12 protein-coding genes and 1 CRISPR repeat array are annotated in these 17,311 nt (G+C 67.8%); of the genes, 7 read left to right on the top strand and 5 right to left on the bottom strand.

From position 1 onward, the window contains the following. Positions 1-65: 65 nt before the first annotated feature. The 3 genes from UA74_RS10260 to UA74_RS10270 form a co-directional block, all read right to left on the bottom strand. Positions 66-776: a GntR family transcriptional regulator gene (locus UA74_RS10260; protein ID WP_075764266.1), complete on the bottom strand. Its 711-nt coding sequence runs from the start codon at positions 774-776 to the stop codon at positions 66-68. Between the two features lie 237 nt (positions 777-1,013). Continuing rightward, positions 1,014-1,469: a CRISPR direct-repeat array (repeat unit 29 nt; unit sequence CGGCTCACCCCCGCTTGCGCGGGGCGGAC). 240 nt (positions 1,470-1,709) lie between these two features. Beyond that, positions 1,710-2,015 carry a hypothetical protein gene (locus UA74_RS10265; protein WP_157434095.1) on the bottom strand — a complete coding sequence of 102 codons (306 nt, stop codon included), beginning with the start codon at positions 2,013-2,015 and terminating at the stop codon, positions 1,710-1,712. Then, on the bottom strand, positions 2,008-2,439 hold the full coding sequence (locus tag UA74_RS10270) for a hypothetical protein (RefSeq protein WP_075740034.1): 432 nt from the start codon (positions 2,437-2,439) through the stop codon (positions 2,008-2,010). Before UA74_RS10270 ends, UA74_RS10265 begins: the two co-directional genes overlap by 8 nt. 374 nt (positions 2,440-2,813) lie before the next feature. On the opposite strand from UA74_RS10270, the gene UA74_RS10275 reads away from it, so the two are divergent. Then, positions 2,814-3,488: a CatB-related O-acetyltransferase gene (locus UA74_RS10275; protein WP_075740035.1), complete on the top strand. Its 675-nt coding sequence runs from the start codon at positions 2,814-2,816 to the stop codon at positions 3,486-3,488. A 91-nt stretch (positions 3,489-3,579) separates the two neighbouring features. Here the strand turns inward: UA74_RS10275 and UA74_RS10280 are convergent, their stop codons facing one another. Beyond that, entirely contained in the window at positions 3,580-4,341 is a 762-nt protein-coding gene (locus UA74_RS10280; RefSeq protein WP_075764268.1) for a sulfite exporter TauE/SafE family protein, read from the bottom strand. 82 nt (positions 4,342-4,423) lie between these two features. Between UA74_RS10280 and UA74_RS10285 the strand changes: the two genes are divergently transcribed. Next, positions 4,424-5,365, top strand: coding sequence for a LysR family transcriptional regulator (locus tag UA74_RS10285; RefSeq protein ID WP_075764270.1), 942 nt, complete (start codon positions 4,424-4,426; stop codon positions 5,363-5,365). A gap of 333 nt (positions 5,366-5,698) precedes the next feature. Further along, complete coding sequence (locus UA74_RS10295; protein WP_075764272.1) at positions 5,699-6,742, top strand: ferric reductase-like transmembrane domain-containing protein; 1,044 nt, start codon at positions 5,699-5,701, stop codon at positions 6,740-6,742. A gap of 424 nt (positions 6,743-7,166) precedes the next feature. Here UA74_RS10295 and UA74_RS10300 read toward each other — a convergent pair whose 3' ends face one another. Further along, entirely contained in the window at positions 7,167-8,882 is a 1,716-nt protein-coding gene (locus tag UA74_RS10300; protein WP_083683087.1) for a DUF6119 family protein, read from the bottom strand. Positions 8,883-9,140: 258 nt separating this feature from the next. On the opposite strand from UA74_RS10300, the gene UA74_RS10305 reads away from it, so the two are divergent. The 4 genes from UA74_RS10305 to UA74_RS10320 all read left to right on the top strand — a co-directional run bounded on the left by UA74_RS10305 (position 9,141) and on the right by UA74_RS10320 (position 17,284). Then, positions 9,141-10,859, top strand: coding sequence for an N-6 DNA methylase (locus UA74_RS10305; RefSeq protein ID WP_157434096.1), 1,719 nt, complete (start codon positions 9,141-9,143; stop codon positions 10,857-10,859). Positions 10,860-10,887: 28 nt separating this feature from the next. Continuing rightward, complete coding sequence (locus UA74_RS10310; protein WP_404799971.1) at positions 10,888-12,867, top strand: type I restriction-modification system subunit M; 1,980 nt, start codon at positions 10,888-10,890, stop codon at positions 12,865-12,867. 89 nt (positions 12,868-12,956) lie between these two features. Further along, the gene (locus UA74_RS10315; RefSeq protein WP_075740042.1) at positions 12,957-14,141 is read left to right on the top strand and encodes a restriction endonuclease subunit S; all 1,185 of its coding nucleotides are present in this window, start codon (positions 12,957-12,959) and stop codon (positions 14,139-14,141) included. Continuing rightward, the gene (locus tag UA74_RS10320) at positions 14,138-17,284 is read left to right on the top strand and encodes a type I restriction endonuclease subunit R (RefSeq protein WP_075764274.1); all 3,147 of its coding nucleotides are present in this window, start codon (positions 14,138-14,140) and stop codon (positions 17,282-17,284) included. Before UA74_RS10315 ends, UA74_RS10320 begins: the two co-directional genes overlap by 4 nt. Positions 17,285-17,311: the final 27 nt, after the last annotated feature.

Genomic DNA, 17,311 nt, shown 5'->3' on the forward strand with positions numbered 1-17,311 from the left:
ACTTCGGACGGGCTGTCGGTGCTCACCCGCCCGCTCCGATCCGGCGCGCGGGCGCCCGAGGCGCGTCACGGCGTGTCCCGACTCTCGACCAGCGGCCGCAGCCGGTCGTAGTAGGCCGCCTCCAGGTGGGCGCGCATGGCCGTCTCGGCCTCGGTCGGGTCGCCGCGCAGGATCGCCTCGGTCACCCTGCGGTGCTCCGCCACCGTCATCGTGCCCGCCCGGTGGTCGTAGTACAGCCGGAAGATGTGCAGGTGGCAGTGGGTCCGTTCGAAGGCCCGTCGGATCTGGCCGCTGCCTGCCAGCTCGGCGACGAGCAGGTGAAAGCGGGTGTCGTGCAGGGCGAGTTCCTGATAACGCGGGGAATCCGGCGTCGCGCAGGAGTCCATCTCGGCACGCAGCCGGGACTTCGGCCCCGTCCCGGCGGAGCGAGCCGCCTCCGAGGCCGCCCACGGTTCGATGAGCAGCCGGAAGCGGTAGAGGTCGTCCAACTGGTCGAGGGTGAGCAGCGACGTCGTCCGATAGCCGCGCAGCGGCTCCTTGACGACCAGTTCGGCCGACTCCAGCCGGGCCAGCGCCTCGCGGACCGGGGTGGGGGAGACGGCAAGCGTGCGGGCGAGCCCGTCAATCGAGACCCTGGCGCCGGGGGCGATCGCGTGATCCATGATGAGGTTCTTGATCGTCTCGTAGACGTCGTCGACCAGGACGTTCCTGCGGCGACCCTGCGGCGCGGTCGTCGTCGCGGGACCGGGGTCGGTTTCTGCCGTGCCGACGGCCATCGTGCCTCCCGCGTCCGTGCGCCAGAGCCGCCTCGACGGCAACCCTTCGTCCTGCACCCTAGGCTGAGGCGGCCCGAAATCCTATAGGATTCGCCGACCGCCGGCCTCCTTCGGTCGAACTCGGAGCCTGGTGGGAGTCCCGCCCTCGGCGCACGGCCTGGAGTCCGAATCGGAGCCCGACGAGGATCGTCCTGCGGATCGGGCGGGATTCGGACGAGTCGGGACGGGCAGCGGTAACGGCGTACCCCGGCTTGCGCGGGGCGGACCACAGACACACCGAAGGCGCACCCGGCCTGGCCGGCTCACCCCCGCTTGCGCGGGGCGGACACTCGGGCGCTGTTCGCCGCGCCGCCGATCCCCGGCTCACCCCCGCTTGCGCGGGGCGGACATCACCGCGTGCGACAGACTCGGCATCCGCGACGGCTCACCCCCGCTTGCGCGGGGCGGACACCCGACGCCCGGACCCGCGCAGGAGTATGCCCGGCTCACCCCCGCTTGCGCGGGGCGGACTCGCGACGCGCGCGCAGCTTCGTCGGGCGGGTCGGCTCACCCCCGCTTGCGCGGGGCGGACACCTGCTCTACCTCCTGGACCACCTGCACCGGGGGCTCACCCCCGCTTGCGCGGGGCGGACCCACCGACCACGCCTGGGTCGTCACCACACCGGGGCTCACCCCCGCTTGCGCGGGGCGGACCCTTACCGACCTGCTCCTCTAGGAGGGCGTTATTGTTTTGTGATCATGGGGTGAGGCCTCCTGAGGGCACCTGGGGTCGCCGTGCCTGGGCGTCGGCCGGAGTCGCTCCGGCCGTGGTCGGCAGGTCATATGTCGCGCACCGGCGGGCATTCGGATGGCGAATCGCGCGTGGCGCTGTCAGGCGATCACGCGACGGCTCGACTCGCCGCTGGAGCGCGGGAGGGCTGAGCTTCGCCTGCCTCAGGCGGGCTTCGGTCGCGTCGTCGCCGGGACATGACCCGCGCGGGTCGCGGCCGCGCGCGGGAGGCCGCTGACCGAGGCGGCGGAATCGCGTTCCCGCCGGGTTCGCATCCGACTCCGGTCGGTGCGGCCCGCGAGATCCGTCGGCCCGCCGTCCGAAGTGGACGATCCAGGTCCGGCCGAGTTCCTGGCCAGCGCCGCGCGCAGGCCCGGCCTGCCGTCGGAGTGCTGCGCGCGCGGCGGATCGAACGCGGGGGTGTTCCTGGCCAGCGCGCGCACCAGGGCGCCTAGGAAACCTTCAGTCATCGTCGCCTCCAGTGCCTCGGTGAACGGTCAGTTCGCGGTGCGCCTCGGCTCGGACCCCGCTCAGGTCGGCGGTCTGCTGCTCGGATGATGTCGCCGCTTCCTCGGCGGCAGGCCCTGCCGGGACGGACGGCGGCGCGGCGGCGGGCAGTGCTCTGGTGATCTGCTCCACCAGCAGTGGAGCCGCCACCCCGATGGCCAGGGCGCCGAACGGGCCGCTGACCTGACCGGTGATCCCGGCGGCGGCGGCCAGCCCTGAGCCGACGCCCAGCCGGATCAGCACCGAGACCAGCAGCGGCAGCGGGCCCGGCTCGCCGGGAATCCGCCACGGCCAGTTCCCCGTCCGCCGGATCGCGCCCGAGAACTCCAGCCCTTCGACCGCGAAGCCGCCGAAGAGCCCCCAGACCGCGTACTCCCACCCACCCACCGTCCTAATGTAACGCTCGGTGTCCGATCATGAACCCGATACGTACCATGATAGGCCGCGATGTCGTCGGGACTGCCCTCCGTACGAGGGTCGTTTCTCCGGTGTGCGCAGCGATCGGATGATCTCCTCGCGCTCACGCAGCGTGGTCGTCACGGGAAGTGCGGACGTCCCGCGTCGTCTCGCCGCGCCGACTGCCTGTTCTTGCGGGCCTTGCGAGGTGCGGCAGCCGGTCTCGCCGGGTCCCTCGGCGGGTGGCGATCACTGACGCTAAACGCGAATTGAGTTGCATTTAACCGAGACGCCCTGCGACGCTGCGCATCAGCGGCGGAAGAGCCGTGTCGCCGGGGGCCGTGCCCGCAGAGAAGAGAGTCGCCATGCCCGCAATTCCCGACCCGACCGTGCTGCATCCGATGCCGGATCGGCCGAGCGTGGTGCTGCTGAAGCCGCTGATCGGCCCGAGCTATCGGATCGACGTCGGCGAGTTCACTTACTACCACCATCCGGAGCGCGCGCTGGACTTCGTGGAGCGCAACGTGCTCTACAGCCACGGCGCCGAGCGGCTGATCATCGGCCGATACTGCGCGATCGGCGCCGACACGCGATTCATCATGGCGGGTTCGGCCCACCCGGCCTCGGGGGTGTCGACCTTCCCGTTCACGATGTTCGGCGGCGAGTGGCTGGAACGGACCTTGGACGTGATCCTGGCGATGCCGCGCAAAGGCGACACCGTCGTCGGCAACGACGTGTGGTTCGGCTACCAGTCCACGGTGATGCCCGGCGTCCGCATCGGTGACGGCGCGATCATCGCCACCGGAGCCGTCGTCACCTCCGACGTGCCGCCCTATGCGATCGTCGGCGGGAACCCGGCCCGCGTCATCCGCCTGCGCTATGACGAGGCCGACGTGGCCCGGCTGACGGCGGCCGCCTGGTGGGACTGGCCGGTCGAACTGGTGACCGAGCACGCTCGCACGATCATGACGGGCACCCCCGCCGACATCGAGCGCATCGCGGCCGAGGCCGTGTCCTCTGCGCAGTCCGACGCGAGGTAGCCCGCCGGTCCGGCGACGGGCCGGGAACAGCGTGCTCGGCGTCGCGGCGTTGCCGGAGTCTCGGCGTGCTGGACGTTTCGGCGTGCTCCGCTCAGCCGCGCAGGAAGTACAGGATCGTCATGGTCACGGCGGTGACCAGGATGGTGCCGCGCAGGATGCCGGGCGGCAGCCTGCGGACGAGGTGCGCGCCGCCGTAGCCGCCCGCGACGCCGCCCACGAGCATCGCGAGCAGCGGGAGCGGATGGGCGAGGACGTCGGAGGCGACGAGGAAGAGCACCGTCGCGGTGGCGTAGACGGCGGAGAGCTGGCGGACCCGCATCGGATTGCTCTTCGCGACGTCCAGCCCCAGCCCGACACCCCACAGGGCCATCATCAGGATGCCTACGGCTCCGCCGAAGTATCCGCCGTACATCGCGAGGACGAACTGACCGATCAGGATCGGGCGCGGACCCAGGCGCAGCGTCCGTCCCGCCGCGTTCCGCAGCAGGGTCGACAGCCGACGGCCGAACGTCAAGACGACGGTCGCGAACGCCAGCAGCCACGGCACCGCGACGTCGAACGACTCCGACGGCAGCGCGAGCAGCAGCCCGGCGCCGATCGCACCGCCGACCATGCTCGTCACGGTGAGCGCGGTCGTGGAGGTGACACCGACGGGCACGACCTCCCGGCGATAGACCCAGGCACCGACGACGGCACCCGGCACGAGCGCGACGGTGGACGCGGCGTTCGCCGTGACGGGCGGCAGCCCGGCGGCGACGAGGGCGGGCAGTGCGAGGAAGGTCCCGCCGCCGCCTGCGGCGTTCAGCGCACCCGCCGCAATGCCCGCGAGCAGGAGGAAGACGATCTCGGCCACGCGCCGAGCATCACACCGCCGAGCGGGGCCCACAATGCGTCATCTCCGCAGTCAGGGTAAGGCTGTGCCATAGGCTGGGCTGGTGCGCTACGACCTGGGCGACCTCCGGCTCTTCGTCCACGTCGTGACGGAGGGCTCGATCACCGCAGGCGCCCGGCGGATGTTGATGAGCCTGCCCTCGGCCAGCGCGAGGGTGCGTTCCCTGGAACGGCACGCCGGGGTCGAGCTGCTGATCCGGGAGCGCCGGGGCGTGCGTCCGACGCCCGCCGGGGCGACGCTGCTCCGACATGCCCGCGACGTGCTCGCCCAGACCGCGCTGTTGGAAGGTGCCGTCGCGGGCTACGCCCGGACCTCGGCCGCGCCGCTGGTGCTGCTGGCGGGCGGCTCCGCGATGCACCGCTTCGTGCCGCAGGCACTGGTCTCCTTCCTGCGTGCGCATCCGGACGTCGACGTCACGGTCTCGGAGTGCCCGACACCGCAGACCGTGCAGCGGCTCGCCGACGGTGCGGCGAACCTGGGCATCGTCCTGGACGACGAGGCCCGCGATCGAGGCCTGCGGACCGAACCGCTCGGCGACGACTCGCTGGTGGTGATCGGCCGGGCAGGCGGCGTCCTCGCCGGGCGCGGCACCCTCGCCTACCGCGAGGTCGCCGAGCATCCGCTCGTCGGGCTGGGCACGGACTCCTCGCTGCACCGCTGGATAGCGCAGCACGTCGGCCCGCCCGCGCCCGCCCCGCGCTACCGCACCCTCGTCGCCGACCTCGGCACCGTGATCGCCCTGGCCATGGCGGGAGTCGGACTCGCCGTCGTGCCGAGCCGGGCCGTCGCAGCAGGCACGCCGGTCGAGATGTGCGCGCTCCGGGACTCCTGGGCGCGACGCCGCCATCTGCTGTGCTGGGGAGCGGGCGCCAGTGCGTCGCCGGCTGCGGTGACGGCCCTCGCGGGCCACCTGCGCGCCGCGGCCAACGCAGGCGGGGACGAGCAGCCCGACCTCGGCGCGGCGGCGCGGTCCGCCGACCCGTGATCGCCGGGCTTGCCTGCGCCCCGGCCCCTCGCCGTCCTCGCGCCGGTCCACTCGATATGCCTGCCTTCGCCCCGTTCTCGTCGGTTCGGAAGCGCGTCGTCCGACCTGCCGGCGTCGACGGCATCCGGCGTCGGATCGACCGGCCCGACGCCGATCGCGGGCGCCTCGGCTCCCGCCTCGAATCGGGCCCGCCGTCGTCCGGGACCGCGTTTCAGTTCCCGACGATCGTGGCGCATCTCGGCCACCGAACCCGATGTCCTCGTCGTTGACGCAGCGCAGTGGCCTTGGCTAAGAAAGAAGTCCACTGGTCCAGGCCACTAAGGCGGTGCTGCGATGGTCGCCACGGAGGCGAAGACCGAGGAGAGACGACGGCCTGCGGGGTTGCGTGCCGACCTGCGCGCGGCGATCCCCGATGCCACCGCAGCGTTGGTGATCACCGGCCTGATCTTCTGGTTCCTGTTCGACCGGGTGCTGGCGGGCAGCTCGCCGACGCTCGAGGTGATGCCCTACCTCGACCCGCACGCCTACTGGATGTATTGGCTGTGCCAGGCCTTCGGCTGGTCCGCGTTGTTGTGGGCCTGGCTCACGACCATGCTCGGCCTGATCCGCTCCAGCGACCGGCCCGGCTGGCTGCGGATCTCCCCGGTGCGCGTCGAGCGTTGGCATCGCACCACCAGCCTCACCACGATCGCCCTGATGTTCGCGCACGCCTTCCTGTTCTTCCTCGAACTGGTGCGGACCAACGACAACGAACTCGGCGCCCTCGGCCGGGTGCTCAGCGCCTTCGTGGAGGGCTTCGTGCCCGGCGGCTATCCGTCCGGCACCGGCCGGGTGGCGATCCTGCTGGGGCTGCTCGCCCTCTATCTCGCCATTCCGCTCGGCCTCGTCTACTACCTGCGCAACCGCACCGGAGCCCGGCTGTGGCGGGCGCTGCACCGCTTCGTCATCGTGGTCTACGTGCTCAGCGTGTGGCACACCCTGCTGTACGGCACCAACGTCTGGTTCGAGGGCTGGCCGAGGACGACGCTGTGGCTGTTGCAGATCCCGGTTGCGGTGCTGCTGGTATTGCGGCTGATCGCCCCGGCCCGCCGAGGCGAACGCCTCGGCGGGGACAGGAGCCCACTGGCGATCGCCCGCAAGATCATCTCGCTGCTCGCCGTCGTGGCGACGATCGCGGTGATCATCGCGGTCGCGGTCAGCGGCCGCGACGGCGGCCGCATCCGTGACGAGGCGATGGGCGCCGAGCCGGTGGTGCTGCCCTGGATGGTCTGGGTCGGCTTCGCCGTCTTCTGCGTCGCGATCGCCGTGGCGGTCGCCGTGGTACGCCGCGCCGAGCGCAGGCGGCCGGAGCGCGCTGCGCGACGGTCCCGGGGCTGAGGCGCTTCGCCGCGCTCGGCACAGGTAGCTGCACCTGCATCGGTCGGCTCACCTGCCGCCCCGGGCCCGTCACGGGACGAACGACAATTGTCCCGTCGCCTGAAAAAGACGAATTGCTCGCCTCGCCGATCTCGGCGTCCCGGCCGTCTCACTATTCGGGCTGCTGGGACGCCGCACTTCGTCATCAGGTGGATATCGTCGCGCTTCCCGCTCGCGCGGGGCGCGCCGCGCCCTGCCGTAGCCGAGGCTGGGGGCGAACTAGCGCGAGGCAAGTTGACATGGTGGGAAATCAGATCAGATGTCTGGGACATCAATGGCGCAGGGTCTTGAAGGACCAGGGGACGTGCGCCACCAGCCAGCCTATGACCAACCGTGAGGAATCTCCCCGCCGCTGTGACGGGGTTCGTGATGCGGTGTCCTTCGACTATTCCTCAGAACCGGTCGCGTTCGTGCGAGAGATGGAGACCACCTGGAGATTCACTCCCATGCCTTGAAGCGCCGTTGCGGTCTGTAGTAGAGCGACCTTGGCGAAGGAGAACAGGGACTCCGAGGTCAGGGCCACGCCGTCTTTGAGCAGGATGCCGTAGACGAGGGTCGGGGAGCGAAATGACCGGTCCACCGGATGCCCGGGCGCAAGCGTATCGAGCTTCGCAACGAACTTGGTTCGGACTTCCGTGTCGTAGCGGAGGGTCTCGATGGCCGCCCGACCCTGTGCGAAGAGGTGGTTCAGCGCTGCCGTCCTGTCCGCCTTCTTGATGTAGACGAGCTCACCACGCGGGCCGAGGGCGTCGGCAATTTCAAGGCCGCCGCCGCGGAAGCGCTTCGTGTGCACCGTGTCCTTGTCGAGAAGGACATAACCGCGCTGAGCGGCGATCTGCCTGTTGTACCAGCCCTCATCGTGGCTCTCGCCTCGGCTCCACGGCGGCAGCGTGACACTGACCGGGCGGGCCAGGAGCTCGGTGATCCTCCGTTCGATGGCGGTGTGATAGTCGGCGCCGATCTCGTACCAGCAGCCCTGCCAGTAGAAGTAGTGGGCAATGCTGTCAGACACCTCGGCGGTCAGCCAGTGGTCTGCCCGGCTCCGCCCACTGATGCGGTCGGCGCCGTCGGTGTCGGCGAACACTTCGACGCGCCCTCGGCGCAGCGTCTTCAGCCTGCTGCCCGAGGGCAGGTGTCGTACCGGGGAGACGAGATCGTCGACATCCAGGTCGAAGTGCTGCCTGGTACGGCCAGGCATGGTCAGCCTGAAGGATTCGGCGAACTCGAATCGTGTCCGGCACTCGCTGGGCACCGCCAGCCCGATTCGGGTCTCCCCGGCCACGCCGAGCATCGCGTCGAGATGCGCATCGAGGCGCTGTGCCTGTTCGGACTTCGGGCCGAGTGGACGCACCTGAGCGATGAACTCGAACTCGGGTAGCGGCGAGGGACGGGCGCACACCTCTTCGATCTGGTGGAGGTCGTGGAGCAGGGCCGCAGGCGAGCTGCCGATGTGCAGCTTGATCGACCGGTCGTTGCCGGTGACATGTGCAGCCCGCTTACGGTCCCGGGTGAAGGTGAGCCCGACGCCGCTGATCTGGCCGGAGATCTGGCTGACGATCTCGCCGTACTGCTCGATGCCGTACTCGCGGATGTGCTCACCTCGCGTGGCCGAGTTCTCATCCGTACGACCTCGGGCGTCCATGAGCTGGCGGCGGACCTTGGTGATCCGGTCCTCGTTCAGACACCGTACGGCGAACGCGATCCCGAATCCCGGGTCGATGCGAGCCGGATCGATCATGAGATGCCCCATGCCGTAGGTGAGGCCGTAGACAGCGCTGTCGGTGCGTACCAGGAGCAGCCCGAAGGCGGTCCGGTTCTCTTCCGAGACGAGGCGGCCTGCCAGGGCGCTCAGGGGGTGACACCAGTCAGCTCGTCCCGGGGCGACTGTGCCCGAGACGAGGAGGCCGCGAACCCCTTCGTGATTCACCGGGACGGCGGCGAAGCCGTCGCGGTCCAGGTAGCGCGGCAGGACGAATGACCGGAGCGGCTCGTCGGCCACCGGGCCGTGGGTGCGCAGGCGGTAGAGGGACGTCTTGCGGGTGTCAGGCGGCGCTTTCTTGGGTTCGTCGGCGATGACGGGGGAGACGTTCGACGCGGTCATGGTCCGTGCCCTTCTTCGGGGTTGCGGGCGTGTCTGGCAAGGCGAGATGCCCGTCGACTGCGGCTTGGCGTCAGCACCGGTTCGTCGGCAGATTGGGAGGCCAGCCGGCTGGAGAGCGGCGGTACGAAGTCGATCGGGGCGACGAGACCATAGTTCAATTCCGTGAACACGGGCAACTCTGTACACAAGTTGTGAACCTAGGCATGGATGTTCACCCGGGTTCGTCGGCTCGGACGCGACCTTGTAACCTCACCGCTCGTGAGCCCTGACGAAACCGGCGAGATCACGGCTGCCGCCATCGCGCGGCTGGCCGGTGTCGGGCGTGCGGCCGTGTCGAACTGGCGTCGCCGCTATCCGCAGTTCCCTCAGCCCGTCGGGGGCACTCGATCGAGCCCGACCTTCTCGCGGATTGCGGTCGAGGCCTGGCTGGCGGCGACGGGCAAGGCCCATCAGTTGGCGACTGCCGGGCGCACCGAGACAGGTACCCAGTCTCTCGACGGCGCCTCGAGCTCAGACGACGAGCACTGCGAATCGTCGTGGCGATCCTCGGAGACGACGGCCGAGCGAGGCGTGGCGGACCTGACCGCCGGGCAGATGATGGCCAGGGCCATGGTGTCACTGCTGCCGAGATCGACATCGGCGTCAGCCGAGGACGCCGACGCTCCCGTCGTGCTCGATCCGGCCTGCGCCGATGCGACGCGACTCATGGCCGTCGCCGACCGGTTCGGCGATCACCTTCGACTTGTCGGCCAGGAGGCCGACGAGCCGACCGCTGCTACTGCCGCCCTCAACCTCCGCAGCGCTGCACATGACGTGTCGTATGAAATCCACGTCGGTGATTCCCTGCTCGACAACAGGCTGAGTAGATATCTCGGCACTGCGGCGGCCGTCGTCTGCGACCTGCCATCCGATCACTCGCGGTGGCCCTCGGCCGGGCTTGCCGCCGATCCACGGTGGAGATTCGGAACGCCGGAACGCCGTGACGGAGAACTTGCCTGGGTCCAGCACTGCTACGCCTTCCTGCGCCCGGGAGGCGTGGCCGTGGTCGCGATGTCGCTGCGGATGTGTGTCCAACCATCCGGCCGACATGTCCGGGCGGCCTTGGTTCAGTCCGGGGTCCTTCGTGAGGTGATCGCGCTGCCGAGGGGCTTCGGCTCGCTGTCGGATGCACAGCTGTGCCTCTGGGTGCTGCGCCGCAGCGGCGGCACCGTCGCGCCGCCGGCCGTGCGGATGATCGATGTGTCCGGCGTGGAGACCGGCGCCGAAGTCCCGCAGGATTTCGCCGCATGGCAGCAGCTGTTCGCCAACGCCGACGGGAGTTTCTCCCGATCCGTGCTGCGGGAGGATCTGCTCGACGGCGACACCGAGCTGTTGCCGTCCCGACATGTCACACCGGTCGAGGTTCGCGCCGAAGACCTCTCCGGTGTCACCGCTCGCCTGCAGGCCGTGTACGCCCGGATAGGCCGGGGCCTGCCGAGCTTCGTCTCACCCGCCGGGTCCGCCAGACACGACTATGTGACCGTCGCCGAGCTGGAACGGTCCGGAGCGCTGACCATCCTTTCGCGGGACGCGACACCCCGCGCGGGTGATCTGCTCCTGCGGACCATGGGACGCCCACCCGTCGTCGCGACCGGCACGGCCGCCGACGATTCCGGTGTCGCCCAGGTCGTCGAGCTGGATGCGAGTCTGCTGGACGGGGACGTCGTCGCGATGTTCCTGCGAGCCGAGCTCGCCGCACTGCCGGTGGCCAACACCCTCGGGGCGCCGAGCCGGGAGGACCTGCGCCGCTGCCGCCTCCCACGGATGTCTCGGGCCGAACAGCGTCGTTACGGTGAGGAGTTCCGTCGGCTGCGAGAACTGGCCGATGCGCTTCAGACGTTGGCGACCGTGAGCGAGAACGTGATCGAGAAGACCGTGCACGGCCTGATCTCGGGTGTCCTGTCGCCGGGAGCCGCACACGATGAAGAAACCGACTGACGCCGACCGAAGGCGAGACGAGAGACCCGTGACCTCACCCCCCACCCATTCCGCGATGGCGAGCAACATCTGGTCGGTGGCCGACCTGCTCCGAGGCGACTACAAGCGCCACGAATACGGACAGGTGATCCTGCCGCTTACCCTGCTGCGGCGTCTCGACGCGGTGATGGCACCCACCCGCGACGCCGTCCGCGAGCGGGACGCGGCCCTCGACATGCAGAACAAGGAACTCCTGCTCGAACGCGCAGCGAAGCTGCCGTTCTACAACACCTCCGGGCAGGACTTCACGACGATCGCCGCCGACGCACAGAGCGTGGCGAAGAATCTGCGCGACTACATCAACGGCTTCTCGCTGAACGTCCGGAAGATCCTGGCGCGCTTCGACCTGGACAACGAGATCACCAGGCTCGCAGGGGCGAAACTCCTGTACCGGGTGGTCGGCAGGTTCGCCGAGATGCGGGATCTCGACAAGCTCTCGAATCACGACATGGGATATGTCTTCGAGCACTTGATCCGCAAGTTCGCCGAAGACTCCAACGAGACCGCCGGTGAGCACTTCACCCCGCGCGAGGTCATCAAGCTGATGGTCAACCTGCTGATCGCCCCGGACGCCGACACGGTGGCGGGCGACGGTCAGGTGATCAACATCCTCGACCCGGCCTGCGGTACCGGCGGCATGCTGACCGCAGCCGAGGATCACCTCAAGTCGATCAATCCGGATGCTCGCGTGTACCTGTTCGGCCAGGAGATCAATGCCGAGTCCTGGGCCATCTGCGAGTCCGACATGCTCATGCGGCGCCAGCGCGGGGAGAACATCCGCTTCGGCAACTCCTTCAGCGAGGACGGCCACAGCGGTCGGAAGTTCGACTACATGCTGGCCAATCCGCCGTTCGGCGTGGAGTGGAAGAAGGTCAAGGACGAGGTCGAGGCCGAGGCCGAACTCGGGTTCGCTGGGCGCTTCGGTGCGGGACTGCCGAGGATCAACGACGGCTCCTTCCTGTTTCTCCAACACATGATCTCGAAGATGGAGCCGGTCGAGGGCAAGGGCTCGCGGGTGGCGATCGTCTTCAACGGGTCCCCGCTGTTCACCGGCGCGGCGGAGTCCGGCGAGTCCAGAATTCGGCAGTGGATCCTGGAGAACGACCTGCTGGAGGGCATCGTGGCGCTGCCAGACCAGTTGTTCTACAACACCGGCATCTCCACGTACTTCTGGATTCTCTCCAACCGCAAGGACGCCCGGCTGCGGGAGAAGGTGATCCTGCTGGACGCCCGCGACCAGTGGGAGAAGATGCGCAAGTCGCTGGGCGACAAGCGCAAGCAGATCAGCGAGGCGCAGATCAAGCACATCACCGAGCTCTACGGCGACGCCGTCGCCGTCGCCGCCGACAGCGAACACCCGGACCACGCGAAGGTGAAGATCTTCGGCACCCGCGACTTCGGTTATCATCGCATCACCGTCGAACGCCCGCTGAAGCTGCGCTTCGAGATCACCGAGGACACCCTCGCGGCGCTGGCGACGGCCAAGGGACTGGCCAGGTGGGATGGCCGGGAGGCGCTGGCCCCGGCCCTGCGCGGGCTGATCGGCTCGGTGTGGTGGACGAAGCAGGACGCGGCCGACGCCATGAACAAGGCCGTCGCCGAGGCCGGTGCCCTGTGGCCGAAGACCGCCTCGCTGCTCAAGGCCTTCTGGGGCGCGGTCTCGGTCGCGGACCCCGAGGGGGAGGTGCAGCGCGACAAGGACGGCGCGATCCTGCCGGACCCCGACCTCCGGGACAACGAGAACATCCCGCTGGACGAGGACATCGAGGCCTACTTCGCCCGCGAGGTCGTCCCGCACGTCCCGGACGCCTGGATCGACCACGACAAGACCAAGGTGGGCTACGAGATCCCCTTCACCCGTCACTTCTACGTCTACACCCCGCCTCGGCCGCTGGCGGAGATCGATGCGGAACTGCGGGAGCTTGAGGCTCAGATCCAGAAGCTGCTTGGTGAGGTGACGGGGTCGTGACCAGTGCTGATTCGACTCCTCGTCTCTTCGGCGCAGCCGAAGTCCGCCTCGGTCGTCAACGGAGCCCGCAGCACGAGTCGGGGCCCAACATGGTCCCGTACCTGCGAGCAGCGAACGTCAAAGACGGACAACTTGTCTTGTCCGATGTCAAGATGATGAATTTCAGCCCGGCTGAGCAGGCGATCTTCAAGCTGCGGGCAGGTGACGTTCTGGTTACCGAAGGTAGTGGAAGTCTCGGCGCCGTTGGGGCCTCTGCGGTGTGGAACGAAGAGATTCCGGGAACGATCTGCTTTCAGAACACCCTGGTGCGGCTCCGCCCGAGGCCGGAGATCACCGATGCCCGGTACCTCGGCTGGTGGGCTCGAGGGGCCTACTTGAGTGGGGATTTCGCGTCGATTGCGTCCGGTGCAAACATCTACCATCTAAGTGCGGACAGGATCAAGGGCTTGGCGGCGCCACTGCCGCCCATTGGCGAGCAGCGTCGCATCGCCGATTTCCTTGACGTCGAATTGGCGCGGATTGATCAATTGGCCGCCTTGCAAGGTGCTGTTCGTGAATCCGTGATTGCGCGAATTACGGCGGCCCTTGATGCCAGGATTGGCGAACTCGTTCACCGTTTCGGCGAGCATCCGTTTCGTCGATCAATTCGTTCTATTGAGCAGGGAGTCAGTCCGCAAGGCTTTAACTATGCGGCTGATTCTGGGGCGTGGGGCGTGCTAAAGGTGAGTGCGGTTAAGGATGGTTCATTCTTTGAGGATGAGAACAAGAGTCTGCCTGGTGAATTTAATCCGGTCAGGCGTTATGAGATAAGGCATGGTGATCTGCTGATCACCCGTGCGAATACGCCAAGACTCGTCGGTGCTGCTGCGGTCGCCAACTTCCCTCGTCGGAAGCTCATGCTGTGCGATAAGATATTTCGTATAGCAACTACGCCGGACCTGCTGTCGGAATTCCTTGTGGTAGTTTCGACTTCTACCAAGATTCGCACATTTTGTGCCGAGGTATCGCATGGCACCTCGCACTCGATGGCGAATCTAAAGGCGGGCGATGTTAAGTCCTGGCCTATACCTAGTGTGCCCATTTCTGTTCAATTGGATGTGATTGCAGAAATGTCTGAGATGCGTAGCCGTGCAACGAAACTGCTTAACGCCATCGATCGGCAGGCAGGACGCCTCGCCGAACGCCGCCAAGCCCTGATCACCGCCGCCGTCACCGGCCAGATCGACGTCACCACCGCACGCGGGTTCTCCGCGTCAGGGGGCCTCGCCGGATGAGCCCGGGAGCCCACACCGAGCACGCCTTCGAGAGCCGTGTCGAGGCCGAGCTGATCGTGCAAGGCTGGGTGCCCTCGGAAGGCACCTACCAGGCCGAACTGGGCATCGACGTCGCCGAGGTCTACCGGTTCGTCGGTGCCACCCAGCGGAAGAACTGGGAACGACTCGTCGAGCTCTACGGTGGCGATCACGCCGTCGCGGAACGCCGGTTCGCGCAGCGCGTCGCCGCCGAGATCGACGCACGAGGGGTGCTCGACGTGTTGCGGCAGGGCATCCGGGATCGTGGCGTGCAGATCGATCTGGCCTACTTCCGGCCCGGTCACACCCTGGCCGCCGACGCCCTCGCCGAGTATCGCCAGAACGCGCTGACGTTCTCGCGTCAGCTGCACTACAGCGTGCGAGACCCGGCAAAGTCGGTTGACATGGCGTTCTTCCTCAACGGGCTGCCGGTGGCGACCGTCGAGCTGAAGAACCCGAACACCGGGCAGAATGCCGACCACGCCATCGCGCAGTACCGGCGTCGCGACCCGAATGAGATCTTCTTCGCCAAGCGGGCCTTGGTGCACTTCGCCGTCGATCCCGATCGAGCCTTCATCGCCACCCGGCTGCGCGGCCGGGACACCCAGTTCCTGCCCTTCAACACGGGCACCCATGGCCCCGGGGTGTCCGGCGGGGCAGGTAATCCGGCTGCTGCACCCGGCTCCTACAGTGTGGGCTACCTGTGGGAAGAGATCTGGCAGCGGGACAACTGGCTGGAGATCCTCCAACGTTTCATCCATGTCACGGCGCCGGACAAGAAGGGGGTGAAGACCAGTCCGCACACCGCGCCTCGGATCTTTCCGCGCTATCACCAGTGGGACGCGGTGCGGAAGATGGTGTCCCATGCTCAGCAGGCCGGGGCGGGGAGCCACTATCTGATCCAGCATTCGGCAGGCTCGGGCAAGTCGAACACGATCGCGTGGCTGGCACACCGGCTGTCGAACCTGTTCGACGCCGACAACCAGCCGGTCTTCCACAAGACCATCGTGATCACCGACCGGGTCGTGCTCGACCGGCAGCTCCAGAAGACCATCTACCAGTTCGACCACACGGCGGGTGTCGTCAAGAGAATCGACGTCGACTCGACACAGCTTGCGGGTGCGCTCGACGACGCCACCTCGAAGATCGTCATCAGCACCCTGCAGATGTATCCCTATGTGTTGAAGAAGATCGTCGCGATGGGGCTGGCAGGCAAGCGCTACGCGGTGATCATCGACGAGGTGCACTCCTCTCAGGGCGGCGATGCGGCGACACGGCTCAAGCAGGCGCTCGGATCGAATGCGGTGCGTCTGGAGGGTGAGGACGACGCCGAGTACATGACGCGCGTGCGCGGCAGGCACCCCAACCTGTCGTACTTCGGCTTCACCGCCACCCCCAAGTCCTCCACACTCAAGTTGTTCGGCACCTTCAATCCGGATCGTGTCAATCCGCGCACCGGTGAACAGGGCATGCACGTGCCCTTTCACGTGTACTCGATGCGCCAGGCGATCGAAGAGGGCTACATCCTCGACGTGTTGGCCAACTACATCACCTACGACACCAAGTGGCGACTGCGGGAGGCCGCTGTCGAGCAGGCCGAATCGCGGATCGCCAATCCTGAGGTCGACGCGGCCAAGACGAGGGCCAAGCTGGTCCGCTTCGCCGAACAGCATCCGAAGTCCCTGGCACAGAAGGCCAAGCTGATCGTCGACGATTTTCGGGAGAACATCGCCGGGCGACTGGGCGGGCGAGCCAAGGCCATGGTGGTCACCGGCAGCAGACAGCACGCCGTGGACCTGTACCAGGCGATGCGTGCCCACATCGAACTACGTGGGTACACCGACTGCGGGACGCTGGTGGCGTTCTCCGGCCGGTTGACCGACGAGAAGACCGAACTGGACTTCACCGAGGCGCAGCTCAACGGCTTCCCCGAGAGCAGGCTGCCGGAACGATTCGCCTACACCAAGGCCGACGACCCGCAAGCCGCCGCGCGCGACCAGGACGAGTACCGGCTGTTGGTCGTGGCCGAGAAGTACCAGACCGGCTTCGATCAGCCGCTGCTGTGCGGGATGTACGTCGACAAGCCGCTGACCGGGGTCACGGCCGTGCAGACCCTCTCCCGGCTCAATCGCATCCACCCGCTGAAGTCACAGGACGACGTGCACATCCTGGACTTCGTCAACGCCGCTGCCGACATCCAGACCGCGTTCGAGGACTGGTTCGAGACGACGATCACCGAGCCGAGCGATCCGCACCTGCTCTACACCAGGCAACGCGAGGTGATGGAGTACGCCCTGCTGGTGGCGTCCGAGATGGAGGCCTTCATCCGGGTGCTCGCCTCGGCCGGGCCGGGCAGACTGCCCGACGCCGCCGAGCGCAGGCTGCACGCCGAGCTGCACGAGTACCTCAAACCCGCGCTTGACCGGTTCGACGCGCTGGAGACCGATGACGAACGAGAGGGCTTCCGCAGCGCGCTACAGGACTACGTGCGTGCCTACAGCCTCCTCGCGCAGATCGTCGACTGGGGAGATCGAGACCTGGAGCGCCTCTACCAGTACGGCCGGGTCCTGCTGATCCGGCTGCCGGGCAGACCTGCGACCTCGGTCGACATCGGTGACGCCGACCTGAGCCACTTCCGGCTGGAGTTCACCGGGCGGCACAACGTGTCCCTCTCCGCCGTCGGCGACCGGGATGTACGCGGCCACGCCGCCGACGGCGGCGGCGGGTATCGGGAACCGGATCTCCAGCCGCTGTCGGAGGTCATCGACGAACTCAACAACCGGTTCGGCCTCGACCTGGGCACCGCCGATCAGATCCTGGTCTACCAGCAGGTGGTCGGTCTGGTGGAGGACACGGGAATGCAGCAGATCGCGCTGATGAACGACGAATCTCGGTTCGGACAGGTCGCCGATGATCGGCTCGACGACATCGTCGCCGAGAACTCCGAACGCAATACCGACTTCATGAAGCTGTACTTTGACAACAACGAATTCCGCACTGCGGTCAAGGAGGCGGCACGCAGGCGCGCGTATCGAATCATCACCGAACCTGCCCGCGATGAGGCACTGGCGCGATTGCGAGCCGAGATGGCCCGGGAGACCGGCGGACACGCAGCCGAAGAATGACACCCCGTGCGCGCTGTCTTCATGGCA

The organism is Actinoalloteichus fjordicus (assembly GCF_001941625.1).
Taxonomy (GTDB): Bacteria; Actinomycetota; Actinomycetes; order Mycobacteriales; family Pseudonocardiaceae; genus Actinoalloteichus_A; species Actinoalloteichus_A fjordicus.